The organism is Acinetobacter sp. 25-47-122, from assembly GCF_056779695.1.
In genome coordinates this window covers 27,869-46,828 of the sequence record NZ_JBWYIJ010000019.1, presented here as the reverse complement: position 1 = coordinate 46,828, position 18,960 = coordinate 27,869, and the positions used below count along the sequence as shown (strand labels likewise).

General features: G+C 37.8%; 20 protein-coding genes. 11 read left to right on the top strand and 9 right to left on the bottom strand.

Going from position 1 to position 18,960, the window contains the following annotated elements:
- Nucleotides 1-174: 174 nt before the first annotated feature.
- Both AC1M9P_RS14435 and AC1M9P_RS14430 read left to right on the top strand, forming a co-directional pair.
- A complete protein-coding gene (locus AC1M9P_RS14435; RefSeq protein WP_481588069.1) occupies nucleotides 175-1,092 on the top strand; it encodes a matrixin family metalloprotease in 918 nt (305 codons plus the stop codon).
- A 100-nt stretch (nucleotides 1,093-1,192) separates the two neighbouring features.
- Nucleotides 1,193-1,567 (top strand): hypothetical protein, encoded by a 375-nt coding sequence (locus AC1M9P_RS14430; RefSeq protein ID WP_035270344.1) that lies wholly within the window; start codon nucleotides 1,193-1,195, stop codon nucleotides 1,565-1,567.
- 58 nt (nucleotides 1,568-1,625) lie between these two features.
- Here AC1M9P_RS14430 and AC1M9P_RS14425 read toward each other — a convergent pair whose 3' ends face one another.
- The 3 genes from AC1M9P_RS14425 to purE form a co-directional block, all read right to left on the bottom strand.
- The gene (locus AC1M9P_RS14425; RefSeq protein ID WP_481588068.1) at nucleotides 1,626-2,906 is read right to left on the bottom strand and encodes a lytic murein transglycosylase; all 1,281 of its coding nucleotides are present in this window, start codon (nucleotides 2,904-2,906) and stop codon (nucleotides 1,626-1,628) included.
- A gap of 631 nt (nucleotides 2,907-3,537) precedes the next feature.
- The gene (locus tag AC1M9P_RS14420; protein ID WP_481588067.1) at nucleotides 3,538-4,659 is read right to left on the bottom strand and encodes a 5-(carboxyamino)imidazole ribonucleotide synthase; all 1,122 of its coding nucleotides are present in this window, start codon (nucleotides 4,657-4,659) and stop codon (nucleotides 3,538-3,540) included.
- A gap of 15 nt (nucleotides 4,660-4,674) precedes the next feature.
- Nucleotides 4,675-5,187 carry a 5-(carboxyamino)imidazole ribonucleotide mutase gene (gene purE, locus AC1M9P_RS14415; protein WP_035270333.1) on the bottom strand — a complete coding sequence of 171 codons (513 nt, stop codon included), beginning with the start codon at nucleotides 5,185-5,187 and terminating at the stop codon, nucleotides 4,675-4,677.
- 286 nt (nucleotides 5,188-5,473) lie between these two features.
- Here purE and AC1M9P_RS14410 point away from each other — a divergent pair, with 286 nt between their 5' ends.
- Nucleotides 5,474-6,736: a DUF2254 domain-containing protein gene (locus AC1M9P_RS14410; RefSeq protein ID WP_481588066.1), complete on the top strand. Its 1,263-nt coding sequence runs from the start codon at nucleotides 5,474-5,476 to the stop codon at nucleotides 6,734-6,736.
- A 16-nt stretch (nucleotides 6,737-6,752) separates the two neighbouring features.
- Here AC1M9P_RS14410 and AC1M9P_RS14405 read toward each other — a convergent pair whose 3' ends face one another.
- Complete coding sequence (locus AC1M9P_RS14405) at nucleotides 6,753-7,097, bottom strand: DMT family protein (protein ID WP_035270328.1); 345 nt, start codon at nucleotides 7,095-7,097, stop codon at nucleotides 6,753-6,755.
- A 252-nt stretch (nucleotides 7,098-7,349) separates the two neighbouring features.
- On the opposite strand from AC1M9P_RS14405, the gene mpl reads away from it, so the two are divergent.
- A complete protein-coding gene (gene mpl / locus AC1M9P_RS14400) occupies nucleotides 7,350-8,720 on the top strand; it encodes a UDP-N-acetylmuramate:L-alanyl-gamma-D-glutamyl-meso-diaminopimelate ligase (RefSeq protein WP_481588065.1) in 1,371 nt (456 codons plus the stop codon).
- Nucleotides 8,721-8,753: 33 nt separating this feature from the next.
- Here mpl and AC1M9P_RS14395 read toward each other — a convergent pair whose 3' ends face one another.
- Both AC1M9P_RS14395 and AC1M9P_RS14390 read right to left on the bottom strand, forming a co-directional pair.
- Nucleotides 8,754-9,041, bottom strand: a complete 288-nt coding sequence (locus tag AC1M9P_RS14395) for a GNAT family N-acetyltransferase (protein WP_035268576.1) — start codon at nucleotides 9,039-9,041, stop codon at nucleotides 8,754-8,756.
- 21 nt (nucleotides 9,042-9,062) lie between these two features.
- Entirely contained in the window at nucleotides 9,063-9,350 is a 288-nt protein-coding gene (locus tag AC1M9P_RS14390) for a GNAT family N-acetyltransferase (protein WP_481588064.1), read from the bottom strand.
- A gap of 639 nt (nucleotides 9,351-9,989) precedes the next feature.
- Between AC1M9P_RS14390 and AC1M9P_RS14385 the strand changes: the two genes are divergently transcribed.
- Complete coding sequence (locus tag AC1M9P_RS14385; protein ID WP_481588063.1) at nucleotides 9,990-10,952, top strand: TerC family protein; 963 nt, start codon at nucleotides 9,990-9,992, stop codon at nucleotides 10,950-10,952.
- 68 nt (nucleotides 10,953-11,020) lie between these two features.
- Here the strand turns inward: AC1M9P_RS14385 and AC1M9P_RS14380 are convergent, their stop codons facing one another.
- A complete protein-coding gene (locus tag AC1M9P_RS14380; RefSeq protein ID WP_180028803.1) occupies nucleotides 11,021-11,584 on the bottom strand; it encodes a nucleotidyltransferase family protein in 564 nt (187 codons plus the stop codon).
- 164 nt (nucleotides 11,585-11,748) lie between these two features.
- Between AC1M9P_RS14380 and AC1M9P_RS14375 the strand changes: the two genes are divergently transcribed.
- The 5 genes from AC1M9P_RS14375 to AC1M9P_RS14355 all read left to right on the top strand — a co-directional run bounded on the left by AC1M9P_RS14375 (nucleotide 11,749) and on the right by AC1M9P_RS14355 (nucleotide 15,351).
- Complete coding sequence (locus AC1M9P_RS14375) at nucleotides 11,749-12,804, top strand: Rieske 2Fe-2S domain-containing protein (protein WP_481588062.1); 1,056 nt, start codon at nucleotides 11,749-11,751, stop codon at nucleotides 12,802-12,804.
- Nucleotides 12,805-12,856: 52 nt separating this feature from the next.
- A complete protein-coding gene (gene guaD / locus AC1M9P_RS14370; protein ID WP_481588061.1) occupies nucleotides 12,857-14,188 on the top strand; it encodes a guanine deaminase in 1,332 nt (443 codons plus the stop codon).
- Nucleotides 14,154-14,285, top strand: a complete 132-nt coding sequence (locus AC1M9P_RS14365) for a hypothetical protein (protein WP_257219949.1) — start codon at nucleotides 14,154-14,156, stop codon at nucleotides 14,283-14,285. Before guaD ends, AC1M9P_RS14365 begins: the two co-directional genes overlap by 35 nt.
- Before the next feature lie 136 nt (nucleotides 14,286-14,421).
- Nucleotides 14,422-14,949 (top strand): hypoxanthine phosphoribosyltransferase, encoded by a 528-nt coding sequence (hpt, locus tag AC1M9P_RS14360; protein WP_481588060.1) that lies wholly within the window; start codon nucleotides 14,422-14,424, stop codon nucleotides 14,947-14,949.
- 150 nt (nucleotides 14,950-15,099) lie between these two features.
- A complete protein-coding gene (locus AC1M9P_RS14355) occupies nucleotides 15,100-15,351 on the top strand; it encodes a GlsB/YeaQ/YmgE family stress response membrane protein (RefSeq protein ID WP_035268591.1) in 252 nt (83 codons plus the stop codon).
- A 52-nt stretch (nucleotides 15,352-15,403) separates the two neighbouring features.
- On the opposite strand, the gene AC1M9P_RS14350 is transcribed toward AC1M9P_RS14355, so the two are convergent.
- Nucleotides 15,404-16,105, bottom strand: a complete 702-nt coding sequence (locus tag AC1M9P_RS14350) for a DsbC family protein (RefSeq protein WP_481588059.1) — start codon at nucleotides 16,103-16,105, stop codon at nucleotides 15,404-15,406.
- Between the two features lie 217 nt (nucleotides 16,106-16,322).
- Between AC1M9P_RS14350 and AC1M9P_RS14345 the strand changes: the two genes are divergently transcribed.
- Nucleotides 16,323-17,516: an MFS transporter gene (locus tag AC1M9P_RS14345; RefSeq protein ID WP_481588058.1), complete on the top strand. Its 1,194-nt coding sequence runs from the start codon at nucleotides 16,323-16,325 to the stop codon at nucleotides 17,514-17,516.
- A gap of 47 nt (nucleotides 17,517-17,563) precedes the next feature.
- Here AC1M9P_RS14345 and mnmE read toward each other — a convergent pair whose 3' ends face one another.
- Nucleotides 17,564-18,928 carry a tRNA uridine-5-carboxymethylaminomethyl(34) synthesis GTPase MnmE gene (gene mnmE / locus AC1M9P_RS14340; RefSeq protein ID WP_092768715.1) on the bottom strand — a complete coding sequence of 455 codons (1,365 nt, stop codon included), beginning with the start codon at nucleotides 18,926-18,928 and terminating at the stop codon, nucleotides 17,564-17,566.
- Between the last annotated feature and the right edge of the window lie 32 nt (nucleotides 18,929-18,960).

Sequence of the window (18,960 nt, the reverse complement as noted above, 5' to 3'; positions counted from 1 at the left end):
TCATCCGCAGATTATGCATGAATATTTAAAATTCTTCGGTACAAATAATCAGCAAGAAATAGATCGTTTTTTGATTTATGAAAGAGATCTACTGGAGCTCATATATTTTGATGTTTTATTTTCCAAAATGTTTTTTTACGCTACATTGAATAAAAATTAAGTTGAATTGCTCGCATGATGCGCTCCATTATTTTGATCTTTTCCTTTTTATGCATTGCATATTTTGCTGTACAACGTTTTATTCATCCTCAATTAAATCACAATTCAACTTTAGATCGGCTTCAATACCCCATTGATCAACGCCTAAGATATCGTATTGGTTTTATTGACCCAAGATTTCAACTTGATGCAGAGGCATTACGCCAAATAACTCAAGAGGCAGCGAATATCTGGGAAAATCAAACTCAACAAAAGTATTTTGTTTACGACCCTAATGCTCGTCTTACAATTAATCTCATTTTCGATGAACGTCAAAATGAATCCAATTATAGAAAGCATACGCTAAAGCAATTTGAAAATAACAAATTATTAGCCGACCAAATGCGATTACAGCTAGAACAAGAATCACAACAACTTGAATTTTTAAAACAGCAAATTGAACAGCAGCAACACAACTATAGTAATGATCTAGATCAACATAATAATTTCGTCCACCACATTAATGGCTTAAACACATCTATTACAGATTCACAATTTCAACAGATCAATACCTCTAAGACACGACTCACACAACAAAAGCTTGAGATTGAAAGCAATATTGAACGATTTAACACCTTACGAACAGAACTCAACGATAAAGTTGAAAAATTCAATCAATCCCAACACCAACAACGTAAAGCCATTGATGAATTCAACCAAGTTTTTCAAGCCAAAATGTTCCATAAAGGCGAGTTTAATGGTCGTGAAATCAATATTTATGAATTTCAATCTATAGATGAACTTCGAATCACATTGGCTCACGAATTAGGTCATGCATTAGGTCTCCAGCATACTAACGACCCTAATGCCTTAATGTATCCAATTCTAGAAAAGCAGAATTTCTCCAATTTTAAATTGACTGCTGCCGACCTCGAACTACTAAAAAGTCGATAAAATCAGCACCACAGCTCAATCCCATAATTAAATTACGGATTTAATTGAATAGTTTTGAATTCGTGTTAAGGTATTTTAAAATTAATCAGAGGAGAGAGACGTGAGTTATTATCATATTATTCTTGAGGTAAATGATCATATCAGCACGATCGAGGAAACTCGTGATATTGAAATATTTGATATTGTCGAGCTTCAACCTTATCTCTACTCAATTTTACTGCCATATTTCAATAAACAACTCATCGAACTCGATGATGAGAACATTAAATTCGAAGACGTCTTACATATTCAAATTAAGCAAACACTATTACCTATTCAAGATTTAATTGAAGAGGAACAACGCCAGCTTCCAAGCGATACAGATGTCACCATTACAGCTTATGAAATTTTTAACGATCGAGAATTAAGTCAAGATGTAACCTTAGTCATTTTTGACTTACTCGATGCTGTTAAAATCGATCGCTCTATTATTTAGAAACATCATCACAAAAAAAGGTCAACCTATGTTGACCTTTTTTAATCCGAGAACCTATTTATTGCATCATCAGCTGAGCCTGCTCATTTCTAAATGCACTCAATATCTGCTGTCCCGCTCGACCTGTAGGATTTAAGCCCAATCGGGTTTGCTCTTGACGAATTGCCTGTCGAGTTTTATCCCCAATTAAACCATCAATCGCACCAATATCGTAACCGCGCCAGATTAAATAGCGTTGAATTTCTCGGCGTTCTGCTCTTGATGTACCAGGATCATCAGTCGGCCAAGCTTTTGCAATTTTAGCTTTTCCTTGCAATCGATCTGATAAATGTGCGATTGCCAACGCATAACTTTCTGCTGCGTTATAACTATATATAGCATCAAAATTTTTAAATACTAGAAAGACCGGCCCAGCACTGCCAGCAGGCGCAAGCAACCCAGCTTGAGAAGATGCAGAAAGATTACCCTGAATTAAAGGGGAGCCATCCACTCTATTCAATCCTTGATTGACCCAATAAGACAATGCTTTCTTATTACGTCGCCCCTCACCTACAACTGACATTCCTGCAGGAATCTGCACTTCAAATCCCCAAGGTTGACCAGTTTGCCATCCTCTTTTCTTCAAAAAATTTGCTGTTGAAGCCAAAGCATCTGGAATACTCGAGACTAGATCACGTCGTCCATCACCATCAAAATCTACAGCAAGCTCATCATAGGTTGAAGGCATAAACTGAGTATGACCAAAAGCCCCTGCCCACGATCCTCTCAATTGTTCTTCCCGAACATCACCACGCTGTAAAAGTTTCATGGTGGTAAAAAATTCACCTCTAAAATACGATTGACGGCGCCCCTCACAGCTTAAAGTTCCCAAAGCTTGAAGCAATGGATAGCGTCCAGAAATATCACCATAGTTACTCTCAACTCCCCAAACTGCAACCACCATTTCAGCTGGAATGCCATAAGCCACACTTACACGGTCAAGTGTTTCTCGATGCTGTTGAAGTTTCTGTTGCCCCAATTGAACACGTTCATCATCAACTAAACCTGACAAATAATCCCAAATTGGCGTCGAAAATTCAGGCTGATAATTTAAACGTTCAATCACAGAATAGTCAGGAGTTAAATTCTGCGTGTAACGATCATACGTCGCCGAGCTAACCCCTCTAGTGATCGCTTGTGATTTTAAATTCGAGATGCATTGCTGAAAATTAGGAGCGGATGACACAGTTGCCGTCATGGATGGCGAGGCTGTCACAGACTGACCATTAATAATCAACTCAGCATGAGTTTGAGACATCGCTAAAATAAATGAACCTATCGTGAGTGCAAGCCGTTGCATAAGACCCTGTAATTCTAAAATGTTGGAATTATGTCTTTACCTTAACAGCTCACTCTAAAAATTAAAGCATCGAATCGTAAATTTAAATTCATACTTTCTACTTTTTTAAATTTATTTTGAAAATTTAAATTTAAAAACTTATCCACAACCTGGTTTTAAATTCATTTGTTATTGAATTTAAATTTAAACCGCCACACAACATTTAAATTCAAAAAACTTATCCACAGTCACCCAATACTACAAATCAACCTAAATAATTGAAAATTATAAATATTAAAATAATTTAATTTACTCAATAGATAAGAATTTAGATATAAATCTTTAAATACATTTTTGAATTCAAACCTCAATAGTAACTTTGAATTCAAAATATCCTGCAAGCCTATTATTTTGAATTTAAACCCACTTTGAATTCAAAGTTAAGATGGCTCACATAGCCATAATCAAACTTATACACAGTTCAAAATATGTATTCTAATCAGAACTAATAGTATAATTATTATGCAATTTTTTTTAAAATTTCATCCGACCAATGGCAAGTGATTTTTAAAGAGGCGCAATCATGCCTTAAACAAGATAAATAAAAAAGCGACCACTCGTGTGATCGCTTTTTTTATCAGCAACTTAAAGTCTAGATGGTCATATCTTCACTTAATGCTAATGGGTTTGGTAAAATTTTCGACAATTGGCGACAGAGTGTAGTCAATTCTGAGCTATCGATTGGCATTAAGGTAATATGACCAATTTTACGACCTTCACGTTCTGACTTGTTATAAAGGTGCAAATGTGCACCCTCTAAAGCCAACACATCTTCAGTCTTTGGATGCTGACCAATAATGTTCACCAATACCGTTGGACGAATCATCTCAGTTGAACCCAAAGGTAAGCCTGCAACAGCACGGATATGGTTTTCAAACTGAGAGCACACAGCACCTTCAATCGACCAATGACCTGAGTTATGTACACGTGGCGCCATCTCATTAGCATATAAGCCTTTGTCCGTCACAAATAGCTCAAGCGTCAGCACACCGACATAGTTCAAATGGTTAAGCAAGCGAGTGATGTAATCTTGTGCTACAGGTTGTAGATCTACACTGTTCGGTGCAGGGACAATCGAGTGCGATAAGATACCATTGTGATGGTGGTTCTCAGCCAATGGCCATGTTTTCACATCACCATTCTGACCACGTACTGCAATGATTGACACTTCACGCGAGAAAGTCACAAAACTTTCAGCAATCAATTCACCCGCAGGACCAAGTTCCGCCCATGCTTGATCAATTTGATCCGCAGTGCGTAAGACAAACTGACCTTTACCATCATAACCACCACGTGAAGTTTTTAGTACGATTGGAAGACCAAGTTCAGCGACCGCGTTTTGTAAACTTTCTAGTGATGTCACCGCTTTGTAAGGTGCTACTGGAATATCTAACTCATCAAATAACGCTTTTTCAGACAAGCGATGCTGAGCAATCGCTAAAGCCTGACGCGGGGGATGCAGTTGCTTGGTTTCAGTTAATACATCTACATCTGACAATGGCGTATTTTCAAATTCTAAAGAAAAGACTTCTGCACTATTAATGAAATCCTGTAAGCCATTTTTAGCTTGAGTTGAGATCACTGGACCCAAAGCAGCAGAAGGGCAGTCTGTACTTGCTTCAAAAAAAGTACATTGAATATTTAATGGAAGTGCCGCCTGCGCCATCATTCGACCCAATTGACCGCCACCAAAAATACCGATGGTTTTATCCATAAGATTTCTCTCGAATTAAGCTTGACCAGGAATATTTTTACTCGCAACTTTCTCAGTTTGCGCTAAACGAAAATCGGCTACATTCTTTGCAATATCTGGGCGAGTTAAACCTAAAATTTGTGCCGCCATAATCGCAGCATTGGTCGCACCTGCAGGACCAATTGCCAATGTACCGACAGCAATACCTGCTGGCATTTGTACAATGGAAAGCAATGAATCAACACCATTCAAGATCGAAGATTTAACCGGCACACCTAGAACAGGAAGATCAGTCTTCGCTGCGCACATACCCGGTAAATGCGCTGCACCACCAGCACCCGCAATAATCACTTGGATACCACGATCACGAGCTTGCTCAGCATATTCAAACAAACGATCTGGCGTACGGTGTGCTGACACAACTTCCGCTTCAAAGGGTACACCAAGCTGATTCAACATATTGGCAGTGTGTTCGAGTGTCGCCCAGTCTGACTGAGAGCCCATGATAATTCCAACGAGAGGAGTGTCTTGTGAAGCGGCCGCATTCATTGCAATGTTTCCAGAGATTAAAGTAAGAGAGATAAATCTCGACGAGAGCCAAGCTTTAATAAGAACTCACTATTATAGACTGAAAATGAATAGGTCTAAAGTTAAGCTGATAAAATAAGGATTAAAAATATATACTTGTTAATAGACATAAAAATGAATTTTATGATTGGTCATTGTTCTGCCTCATCCACCTTAAACATCTGGCTCATTCAAGATAAATTGAAATTGAATTTGGATTAAACTGAACTAAGCCATTCAAATTAAAAAATAAAAAGGAGAATATAGAATGTGGTTTAAACTGAAATTATGGTGGAATAACCCTGCAGAAAATTTATGGTTTACACCAGCACTTGGAGCTTTATTAGCGATTTTTTTCTCTTTATTTGCAACTGCAAGTCGTTATTTTATTCCATCACACGCGGTTCCAAATATCAGTATTGAAACACTAAGTAGCCTACTGGATATCATTGCTTCGAGTATGCTGGCGGTCACTACATTTTCACTTTCGATTATGGTTGCCGCATTTGCTTCAGCTTCATCGAGTGGTACGCCACGTGCTTATAAGCTGATGATGAATGATGATAATACTCGTCTCGCAATTACCAGTTTTATTTCCGCATTTATCTATGCCGTCATCGCAAAAATCGCTTTAGGTTTACAATATTATGGCGTTTCGGGTCGATTTGTCTTATTCGTAAGTACCATTTTGGTTCTCATTTATTTGATTGTGACATTAATTCGCTGGGTACAAACATTGTCTCAGCTTGGCACATTAACCAATGCTATTTCTAAAATTGAAACAGCAGCATCTCAAGCTTTAAGTACATTCCGTACACACCCCAACTTTGGCGCTTCTGGACAAAAACCATTGGGCGAAAGCCAACTCAAAATACACCCAAAACAGACAGGTTATTTTACTCATTTTGATATTGAGTCCTTAAATCTTCTTGCTCAAACTCACAATGCACATATTCATCTTGCTTTTCTTCCTGGGAAATTTGTAGACCCATCACTGGTTCTGATTGAAGTCTTTGCAGAAAATCTAATAGATGATGAAGAATTAAAAAATTTAGAACAACAAATTCATGAATACGTGATTATCGAAATGAACCGTAGCTTTTTACAAGACCCAAGATTTGGTTTATTGGTCATGAGTGAGGTTGGACAAAAAGCGATGTCAGCTGCAATTAATGATGTGGGTTCAGCAATTAGTGCGATCAATGCCTTAACTCGGATTATTATTGATAGTCAGCCAGATCCAGAACAGAAAACTTTTAATTTCTCGAATATCAGTGTCGATATGTTTGATATTCGTGAGTATATTAACAGTAGCTTTGCACCTATGGCACGGGACTGTATAAGTAATATCGAATTAAATCAAAGAATAATTAAATGCTTATCCATGATTGAAAAAAATGTATCTGAACCAGAACTACGGGAAGCTGCTCATGAAATGGCACATGAAATCTTGGCACGCTGCTTAAAGCATTTTGAATTTGAGCCTGATCGTCAAAGATTAGTTCGGGAATATGAAAATAACTTTAGTTAATCTTTAACCTTATGAATCATGGTGTTCTAAATACAAAATACACACAACCACATAAGCAAAGTGCAGCCCATACATAATCCAATTTGAAAGGCTGTTTAAACATGAAAATCATGAAAGGAACAAATACCAATAGCGTAACGACTTCCTGAGTGATTTTCATTTGTCCCACAGCCCAGCCATTTTGAGCCAGCATCTTGGTTGCAGGAATCATCAAACTGTATTCGAATAATGCAATGATCCAACTAAATAGAATGGCTTGCCATAAAGGGGCATCATGCGGCAAAAATTTTAAATGACCATACCACGCCAAAGTCATAAAGCAATTTGCTAAAATCAGAAGCAATAAAGGTAAATAAATCATTTAAATCTCAAGTTAAATCGTCCGCGTTATTCTACGATTAAATCATTTCGTTTCATCATACTAGATTAAAAATATTCATATATTTTAGTTCATAAATTTAAAAATTTATTTCTGCAAAATTTTACGGAAGGCCTTCTAATAATCACTATCTTTTCACCAAGAGCCTTGTTATCGTTGACATCAAATCAAATAACACATGACAAAAGCACCAAAAAGATGTTTGTGTCGAAAAGAGTAGTGGAGTAAATCATCATGCATCTGCATATTTTGGGAATCTGTGGCACCTTTATGGGATCTTTAGCACTGTTAGCTCGAGATCTAGGGCACACAGTGACAGGCTCGGACCAAAATGTGTATCCACCTATGTCGACACAACTCGAAAATGCGGGTATTACCTTAATGCAAGGTTATGACCGTAGTCATTTGCAACCACACCCAGATTTAGTGATCGTTGGTAATGCCATGAAACGTGGAATTGATGCCGTTGAATACATGCTAAATCAGGGGTTACCCTATATCTCTGGACCACAGTTTCTTGCCGAGCATGTGTTACAAGGTAAACATGTATTAGGGGTTGCTGGTACGCACGGAAAAACAACCACTACCACGATGTTAGCTTGGGTATTAGATCAAGCGGGCTTAGAACCGGGCTTTTTAATTGGTGGTGTACCACTTGGATTTAAAGAAAGTGCTCGTCTAGGCGGAGGTCAATATTTCTGTGTAGAAGCAGATGAATACGACTCTGCCTTCTTTGATAAACGATCTAAATTTGTTCATTACCATCCAAAGACAGCTATTCTAAATAATCTTGAATTTGATCATGCAGATATCTTTGATGATCTCGCTGCCATTCAAAAACAATTTCATCATTTGGTTCGTACTATTCCAAGTGAAGGCCGTATCATCGCACCAATCACTGAATCAAATATTGATGAAGTTTTGGCACAAGGCTGTTGGACACCGATCGTCCGTACATCGCTTGAATCTCATGATCAAGCAACTATCTCTGCAAACCAACTTTCTGCAGATGGTACTCACTTCCAAGTCTTAAAAGACGGCGAAGTAAAAGGTACAGTCCAATGGTCGATGACAGGTCAACACTCCGTTGCAAATGCTTTAGCAACCATTGCGGCTGCAGAGCATGTAGGTGTTTCCATTGAAACTGCATGCGAAGCATTATCGAATTTTGGTGGTGTAAAACGCCGTATGGAGCTCCTCGATACCATTCGAGGTATTGAAGTTTTCGATGATTTTGCTCATCACCCAACAGCAATTGACACAACACTGGATGGTGCTCGTAAACGACTAGGCGAACGTAAACTATGGGCGATTATTGAGCCTCGCTCAAATACGATGCGAATGGGAAGCCACAAAGATGGTTTAGCATATTCTGCTCGATTGGCAGATGAGGTGATTTGGTATCAACCTGAGGGTTTAGATTGGGATTTACAACCTGTTGTTGAAGCTGCTCCGAATAAAGCTGTGGTAGCGCGTACTTTAGAAGAGATCATTCAAACTGTCGTGAATGATGCAGGCGAGGGGGATGCCGTTGTGATCATGTCAAATGGTGGTTTTGGTGGTTTGCATCAAAAACTCATTCAAGCACTCAAAGCAAAAGAATAAATAAAAAAGCCCGCTCTGCGGGCTTTTTTATATTTAAGCGATAACGTCATGATACTCATTATGAAAACGCTTAAACATGACAACCACATAAGAGCAAGTTGGAACAATTTTTAATTTTTCTGTACGAGCAAATTCTACAAGTCGATCTAACAATAACTTTGCAGTTCCTTGTCCACGTAAACGATCATCGACCCAAGTATGATCCGCTATAATGATCTGTGGAGTTTGGTAACGATAGCTGATTTCTGCAATTCTTGATTGATCTGCGTCCGTGAGATAAAACTCACCGCCTTTCACACTATCGATATGTTCAAACTGCATATGACCGCTCACTATATGATTTTATTTAAACAGAACATCGTGGATTGCTTCATCTTTGTTGAAAACAGATTTAGCAAATGGACAAAGCGGTAAGATTTTAACATTCTTTAGACGAGCTAATTCCACCGCACGGTCAACAAGTTGACGTCCCACGTTTTGCCCTCTTAATGAATCATCAACCCAAGTATGATCAATAATAAATTTATCTTCACCTGCCCATGAATAAGTCATTTCAGCTAAATGATGGCCATCTTCACCAATAAAAAACTCACCTTTTGATCCATTTTCTTGATGTTTAATTTCTAACATTATCATTATCCTATCATTCGTTATTAAATATAGATTAGAACGACATATTTACATAACACTATGAAAAAATGGGACAAACTTGTCTATCAATTACAAATTCAAAACTTTAATTTATTTTAAAAAAAGAAATATTATAAAAAACAAAAATATATATTGTCAGTCACAATAGTTAAATGTTATTTTTTTACCATATAAATGTATTATTATTGTTAAAAAATTAATGAGTAAATGAGTATGGATATCTATTTAATATCAATTGCAGTATTGATCATCATTGCAATGATCTTATTAATTTCAATTTTTAAAGACAAATTTAATAACCCATTTAAATAATTTGCACACAACTTATAAGTGTGTCATCCTTCGTGCACTCGAAATCAAATAAAATGATTTCAACGTAATTTATTATCAAATTTGAACAAGGGGAGTAGCCTCCTCCAACAGTACTTAAATACTGTGTCAGAATATCGTCATTACACTTTGAAAAAAGTCGGTATCTGAGCATCATTTCGATTATCTAAAAAATGCATAATCAAAATGGTGTAGGCAAGACCTTGATCATGTTGTTTCAGAATTATTATCTGGCAACTGATCGAGGTTTTTTTATGCCAAAATCAATTGCCAGTATTGGAGATTACTATGGAAACCATAGGCAATATTTGGCTGTATGTCATTTTTTTTGGCATCGTCACGATTATGCTCTTAATTGACTTTCTAGGTTTTAAACAAAAAGAAGGTCAAGAAGTTAAAGTTAAAACTGCTGCTTATTGGAGTATTGCATGGGTCACTGTCGCAACACTTTTTGGTGGTGGACTATGGCTATATCTAGAAAATACCGCTGGTATAAACGTAGCCAATACGAAAGTTATGGAATATTTTGCCGGCTATTTACTGGAAAAGTCACTCGCAATTGATAACGTCTTTGTGTGGTTAATGATTTTTGCTGCATTCGCTATACCTCCTGCACTTCAACGTCAATTACTCCTTTATGGCGTATTGGGCGCTATTATTCTCAGAACAATTTTTATTTTTATCGGTGCGTGGTTCGTTCAGGAATTTTCGTGGATCCTCTATATCTTCGGTGCTTTCCTTGTATACACTGGATTTAAATTCCTTAAAGGACAAGAGGATGATCCAAATATTGAAGATATGGCCATTCTGAAATGGCTACGTAAACACATGCGAATTACTCCACAGTTGGAAGGAAATAAGTTTTTCGTAAGGCAAAATGGCGTTCTATGGGCAACCCCATTATTTTTAGTGCTAATTTTAGTCGAGGCATCTGATGTTATTTTTGCAGTCGATTCTATTCCAGCGATTTTTGCGGTCACCACAGATCCTTTTATCGTCCTTACAGCTAACTTGATGGCTATCCTCGGTCTACGGGCTATGTTTTTCTTACTGTCTGGAGCCGCTTCAAAAATGCATTATTTGCCTTATGGACTTGGGGCTATTTTAATTTTTATCGGTTTCAAAATGCTTATGCTTGACGTATTCCATATGCCAATTTGGATCTCATTAAGTTTTATCGTGATTGCCCTTTCAATTACAGCATGGCTTTCAATTCGTTATAGTAAAAAACATCATCAAACGACCTTATAAGGTCAAACTTTGTTGGATTCAATAAAGCCTTCATCTGAAGGCTTTATTTATATCATTAGATGAGCCATCTAATTCACAATGCTTAACTTAGGCCATCGTTCCAAAAAACATTTTGACTTAACCCTATGTTCAAAGACTCCACGTGAAACCAAACGATTATTCCACCTTAATTTTAAAGTAAATAAATCTTCAAGCCCCAAAGGGGCGAGGATTTCAATATGATTATTCTCCATTAATTTGATAGCGATTGCGGTTGCCGTTTCTGGCCAAAAACTCATAGCATGATGTACTGAAGTATATGGATCAATTTGAGCACCTTCATCAGTTCTGTACCAATGATGTACCAGAGCTTGATTTGTAATGTCCCAATGAATATTAGGATATCTATGTTGAAGTGCACCTTTTAAATAATTTCGTCTCTCATCCATTTTTTCTGAAGGATCAAAATAAATGACATCAATTTCAGTTTCAAAAATGGAATAATTTTGATTATGTAAATAAGACCAGATCCAATTTCGAATCAAGCCCGCACTAAAATAGGCCGCACTATCAATCTGCCGTAAACACTGTAAAAGTTCATAGATATCTGCATTAGATCGTATTAAATGGCTTAACTTCTCATATAAGTCCATGGGTGAATTCACTTTATATATTTTGATTAGAATTTAATATTTCCACTCAGCTCTCCAATTTTAAATGTTAAGAGACGGTTGGCAAAGATATTGCATCATCTCCAAAGAAAAAAGCTCAGTAAATTTAGCGCAGCTCTTCGGAGCTCTTTTTTTAGGAAATGACGATGAATATGATTCCCGCATTAAATCCACTCAGTGCACCTTGCCAATGTAGTTTCGACTTACAAGATTGGGAAATTCTCGCGCAATATTGGTATCCAGTGGCTCGTATTCAAGATGTTTCAACCACACCACATCAGGTCACTTTACTTGATGTAAAAATGGCGATTTACCAAACTGACAATGGGGAAATTCGATTAGTGCGTGATATCTGCCCTCATCGTGGTGTACCTCTAAGTAAAGGATGGGTAGAGGGTGAAGAAATTATTTGCCGATATCACGGTCTAAGATTCGACCTTGCAGGGAAGTGTACAAAAATTCCTGCTCAACCTGATTTAACTAAGATATCTGACCGTTTTAGTTTAACCCAGTTTCCAGTAATTTTGAGATATGGACTGGTCTGGACTAGCTTGCATGGACGTGATTTTCAACACAATAATATTCCTCAACTTGACACTTGGGATCATCCTGATCATCAGTCTATTTTACCTCCATATGTTGATATTGCAGGCTCAGCAGGTCGTCAACTCGAAGGATTCATTGATGTAGCTCACTTTGCATGGGTGCATCACGAAGCTTTTGCAGATCGAAACAACCCAGTTGTACCGAAATACCATACTGAGAGAACAGACTATGGTTTAAAAACAATTTATATTAGTGGTGTCAGTAATTACCCTCATACTTTGAAACACCTAGAACCAGAAGGTTTTGAATGGAAAAGGACTTTTGATATTTACCCACCATTTTCAGCAATATTAACTGTAGATTTTCCAGACAATGGGATTTTAAAAATCTTGAATGCGTGTTGTCCTGTATCTGTCAATCAAACCAGATTATTTGTTCCTTTGACGCGTAATTTTGATCAGACTGGAGATTTACAAGCAGTCTATGATTTTAATGCCCAAATTTTTGCCGAAGACCAAGACATCGTAGAATCGCAAAAACCTGAAGAGTTACCACTTGATTTAATGATGGAAGCGCATTTTGAGGCTGATCGATCTTCGACTACTTATCGTCGTATTCTCGCAGAATGGGGGCTCAGCAAACGATATACAGTTTAATTAAGATAGATCAGTTACAATCAATCGAAAAAATTAAAAGTGTAGGTTTTAAATGTCTTCTGTAGTTGCATCGACGGCGATTCGCGGTCGCTTCCTAGATATTCAGAATACGGTTGCCCAAGCGCGTGAAATTCACGACCAAGTGCGTTACGTAGAAGATGGTTTATTGATTACTCAAGCGGGTAAAATTCAATGGTTTGGTCGTTGGGAAGATGCGCAACAACAGCTCCGTCAGCTTGAATCCTCTATCGAAGTTGAGCATTACCCAGATCAACTGATTGTTCCTGGTTTTATCGATACGCATATTCACTTTCCTCAAACTGAAATGGTAGGTGCGTATGGCGAACAATTACTCGAATGGCTGAACACTTATACCTTTCCTACAGAAATCCAATTTCAAGACAAAGCTTATGCAGACCAAATTGCACACTTTTTTGTCAATGAGCTGCTGAAAAATGGCACAACGACTGCATTGGTTTTTTGTACAGTTCATAAAGAATCTGTTGATGCACTATTTGAAGCGGCAGAACAATACCAGATGCGTTTGATTGCAGGCAAAGTATTGATGGATCGTCATGCACCTGAAACACTGATAGACACCGCTGAAAATGCTTATACAGATAGCAAAGAATTGATTGAGAAATGGCATGGTAAAGGTCGAAACCTTTATGCCATTACGCCTCGCTTTGCGCCTACCTCTACACCAGAACAATTAAAAAGAGCAGGGCAGTTAAAAACTGAATATCCTGATGTATATATTCATACTCATTTGAGTGAAAACACCAATGAAATCGCTTGGGTGAAAGAGCTTTTTCCTGAGCAAAATGGCTATTTAGATGTGTATCACCACTATGGATTAACAGGCAATAAATCTGTTTTCGCTCACTGCGTTCATTTAGAAGAGCATGAATGGGATTGTATGCATCAAACAAACTCTGCAATCGCCTTCTGCCCGACTTCAAACCTCTTTCTAGGAAGTGGATTGTTTCCATTGAAAAAAACCTGGGATAAACAAGTCAAAGTCGGTCTTGGCACTGACATCGGTGCGGGGACTTCATTTAATCAGCTTCAAACGTTGAATGAAGCCTATAAAGTTCAACAACTCCAAGGCGACAAATTATCTGCATTTGAATCGCTTTATCATGCGACCCTAGGTGGAGCAAAAGCATTAGCGCTCGAGGATAAACTTGGTAACTTTAATATTGGAAAAGAAGCGGATTTTGTTGTATTAAATTTGAATGCCACTGCATTACAAACATTAAGACAACAACGCGCTAAAAATATTGAAGATGCACTTTTCGCATTGTTTACCATGGGTGATGATCGAAATATTGAGGCGACTTATATTTATGGACAAAAAGCATATCAACAATCAGCATCCTAATGCTCAGACTCAACCACAACACCCAATTAAAAAATATGTGTTGATTGGTGCTGTATTCTTAGTTTGTGCTGTCGTACTAAAACGCGATGCGCATTAATAAACCATTAGTTTACATTTCGTTTTTTTAAAAAGGGTGCAACATTCTGGGATATGTTTTAAAATCGAAGCATATTTCAGGTGTTGCAGGTCAACACCTTTTTTAATTTTAGAATTGTTGTTTTAGGTATCTACCCATGACCATTGACATGAAAGTGTTGATTTCCGCTGAAGAAATTCAAGCGAAAGTTAATGAACTTGGTAATCAAATTAATGCTCACTATGCAAATAGTGATCGAGAATTGGTTCTTGTAGGCTTACTTCGCGGTTCAGTGATTTTCATGGCAGACCTATGCCGCACCATTGAAAAACCACACGAACTCGACTTTATGACAGTTTCAAGTTACGGCAGTGGAACGACTTCTAGTCGTGATGTTAGAATTCTAAAAGACCTTGATGGTGAAATTCGTGGTAAAGATGTTCTTGTCGTAGAGGACATCATCGATTCAGGCAATACGCTGAGTAAAGTGGTAGAAATCCTTGAAACTCGTGAGCCAAACTCTATCAAACTTTGCACGCTGATCAGTAAGCCTTCTCGAAGAGAAATCGACTTGGAAGTAGAGTTTCTAGGATTTGAAGTTGAAGATAAATTTATCGTAGGTTATGGACTAGATTACGATCAAAAATACCGTCATATTCCATTCATTGGTGAAATCGGTCTGTAATGTTTTTTTAAGAAAGTGGCATATGCCACTTTTTTTATAAACAACAAAATAACAACAACATGTAGCGTGATTCTTCTTTTCAAACATCAATACATAATCAACTATATTTGAGCGACACAATAAAAATTCATGATAAAAAGGAGAACAAGTATGTTTTCACTTATTGGAGCTATTCTTATCGGTTTTATAGCAGGTTTAATTGCTCGCGCAATTCATCCTGGTGACGATAAAGCAGGCTTCATCGTCACGACGTTATTAGGTATTGCTGGTTCATTACTTGCTACATATGGTGGACGCCTTCTTAATATTTATCCCGAAGGTTCATCGGCAGGTTTTATTGCTTCAGTCATAGGTGCAATTATCGTTCTGTTTATTTATAACCTCGTTACAAAAAAATCTTAATCAAAAAAAGCACCTTGTTAAGGTGCTTTTTTTCATTTCTATGAACTAGATTTTATAAGTTCAGCTCTTTCCAAATTTTTTCAATTTCTGAAGCTGGATAAGCGCCTGTTACCTTAAATCCATTTTCAAAAATAATTGCTGGCGTTCCTTGAACACCTAGACGACGTCCAAGTTCCAAATTTCGTTCAATAGGGTTTGAACAATCAGCTTGGGCTGTTGGTTGTTGATTCTTTTGTAAAAGGGCATTCCATGCAAACTCACGGTTTGCGGAGCACCAAACTTGTTTAGAGGGCTGGATCGATTGAGATTTAATTGGATACATAAACGTATAAATTGTCACATCTTTTAACTGGCTTAAATTATTTTCAAGCGTCTTACAATATGGGCAATTTGGGTCAGAAAAGATCGCGAGCTGACGCTTACCATTCCCCCTTACAGTCTTAATGGCATCTTGAAGTGGAAGTTGTTTAAAGTCTACTGAATTATGTTTCAGCACCAAATCACGTGTTAGATTTTTTTGATCTTCGATACGAATCATTGATCCAAAGAATAAATGCTTAGCTTCTTCATCAATATAAATAATCTGATTGTCTAAAGATCCGCTATAGAAACCTTTCATGTCAGTTTTTTGTAAATTTTGAATATTCAATTTTGGATGTTGCGTTTTAATTTTCTGCTGAAGCAATTCAATATTCGCAAAGCTAGAACTTGTAGACAGTGCAAGTAAAGCACTGATTAAAAATTTTTTATACATAAGTTGAGCATATGTTTGATGGATATTATTGCTTATTCTAATCTTCTACTTTCTACAAAGATCAGTTTTTATGTAATTTTAAACCTCAAAAATTGTTTCACGTGAAACCAAATATGACAGTTGAATTTTAACTGATTGAAGATAATTGACTCATGCTTAACAGTCGACATAGACTAATGAATCATCGTATCAGCACTGCTGTTCTATAAGACAAATAATGAATGAAAACCAATCGTGGCGAGATTTTATTCTCGTAAGTATCGCACTCTGTATCGGCACCATTGGAACAGCGCTTGCTAGCCCACTTTATCCAATTTACCAAGAATTATGGGGGTTAAACCCGAGCGATATCACCTTTATTTTCGTTTCCTACATGCTAGGGTGCCTGACCACTTTACTGTTTTTGGGCAGAACCAGTAATACCATTGGTTATGTAAAAACTATGCAACTTGGGCTTATTTTTATCACCATTGGCTTGTTAATGTCTATCTTTTCGAGCGATGTCATGTCTCTCTCATGGGGAAGATTTATCATTGGTATTGCATCTGGATTGATGACGACATCTGCTCTTATTGGGCTTATTCAAACTGTTCCAACTTCCCACAAACAAATTGCACCACAATTAAGCTCAATCATTACTGCTGTTGGATTTGGTTTAGGTCCTTTATTTGGGGGATTCTTTGCTGAATTTTTTGCATATCCTTTGGTAATACCTTATGTACCCATTGTGATAGGTTCAATATTTTGCTTCTTTAGTCTACTTACACTCAAACCTATACCTTTTGATGTGCAAAAATTTAATTTTGCTCCCAAATTATTAACACCACAATCACATGATCGCACTCAATTTTTTATACTGAGCTTGACTGCATTTGCTGTTTTTGCAGGATTTAGTTTATACGCCTCACTATCTCCTTCATTTGTTAAAGACATTTTGCCTTGGCACGGTCCACTGATTAGTGGTTCTGCCATTACTGTCATTTTACTGATTTCAGCTGCGACACAATTTTTTTCAAGATCAATCAAACCGCAATCCAGCCTATTACTCGGTATCATGACTTGCTTCATTAGTGTGATCGCTTTATTCCTCTGTATGGAGTTTAAAATCAGCTGGTTATTCTTCCTAAGCGATGGTCTGTTTGGGATTGGACATGGCTTAGCTTTACTTGGGGCTTTCGGGCTTATTCATCACATGACCACACCTCACAATCGAGCCGCCGTCATGTCTACTTATCTCTTTATCGGCTATCTCGGAACAATTCTACCCATCCTAGCAGTAGGATATTTAGCTGACCATTTTGGGCTTACAAATGCAGTGATTTGGTTCTGTATTGCAATTTCAATTTTATTGATTGTTTTATTCATAAAGCAGATGAGGGTTAAGTCAAGCAAGTTACCTTTAGCCAATTAACAAAAAAGCCCATTACTGGGCTTTTTAAACCACAGATAAAAACTCGTTTACTTCCCGATACAGAAAGAGCCAAAGATTTTTCCGAGTAAATCATCCGCACTAAAATCACCAGTAATTTCACCTAATGCATTCTGTGCGAGACGTAACGATTCTGCGACAAGCTCGCCTGCATGGTAAACAACAAGTTGTTCACGAGCTTCCGCAAGATAAGATTGAGTGCGCTTCATTGCGTCTAGGTGGCGTGTTCTTGCAATAAAGGTATCTTCTTCAGGCTGAAAGCCTGCATGTGCTGTAATCGCATCTACAAGCGATTGAACACCCATTTCTTGCTTGGCTGAGACCGTAATGTGTCTAAAGCCTTGGAGATCAGCAACTTTAGCTTCACTATCTACTAAATCACATTTGTTAGCGATTAAAATTAAGCGTTTAGGATCGATATAATTAGCAAAGTAGGTATCTGCCAAATGCATCGGATCTTCACCTTGACTCAAATCGTAAACCAAGAGTAGGAGATCAGCATTTTCTATTTCTTTAATCGCTCGACGAATACCTTCTTTCTCAACAATATCTCCCGTTTCACGCAGACCTGCGGTATCCGTCAGGGTAATTGGCAAACCATTTAGGCTTATTTTCTCGTGTAGTACATCACGCGTTGTACCTGCAATATCCGTTACAATCGCACGTTCAACACCAGCCAATGCATTTAATAAACTCGATTTACCTGCATTGGGTTTCCCTGCAATCACCACTTGTAAACCTTCACGCAGAAGTTGACCTTGGCGTGCTGATTGTTGTACTGCACCCACTGATGCTTGCACATCTTCCAATAACGCTAAAATTTTTCCATCTGCAAGAAAATCAATTTCCTCTTCCGGAAAATCAATCGCCGCCTCAACATGCAATCGTAAGTGAATGAGTTTTTCTAATACCGTATTTACTTTGGACGAAAATGCACCTTGTAATGATCGTACTGCAGAACGAGCAGCTGCTTGTGAAGTAGCATCGATTAAATCAGCAATTGCTTCGGCTTGGACTAAATCCATTTTTCCATTTTCAAAAGCGCGCATTGAAAACTCACCCGCTTTTGCTGCAATTGCGCCTAGCTCTAACAGTCGGCCCAATAATGTATTTTGAATCACTGGTCCACCATGACCTTGCAACTCAACTACATCTTCACCCGTAAAAGAATTCGGATTTGGAAAACAAATGACCAAACCCTCATCCATGACTTGCCCATTCGCATCAAGAAATTGACGAAATGCAGCATAACGAGCAGGACCGAGTGCCTTACCAGTTAAAGCCTCTGCTATGGCATATGCCTTAGGACCAGACAGTCGAATTACACCTACACCTCCACGACCTGGCGGTGTTGCAATCGCAGCAATAGTGGTTTGATGTTGTAGGTTCGTCATTGAAATGATCTCAAAGCAAGGCAAAAAAAATC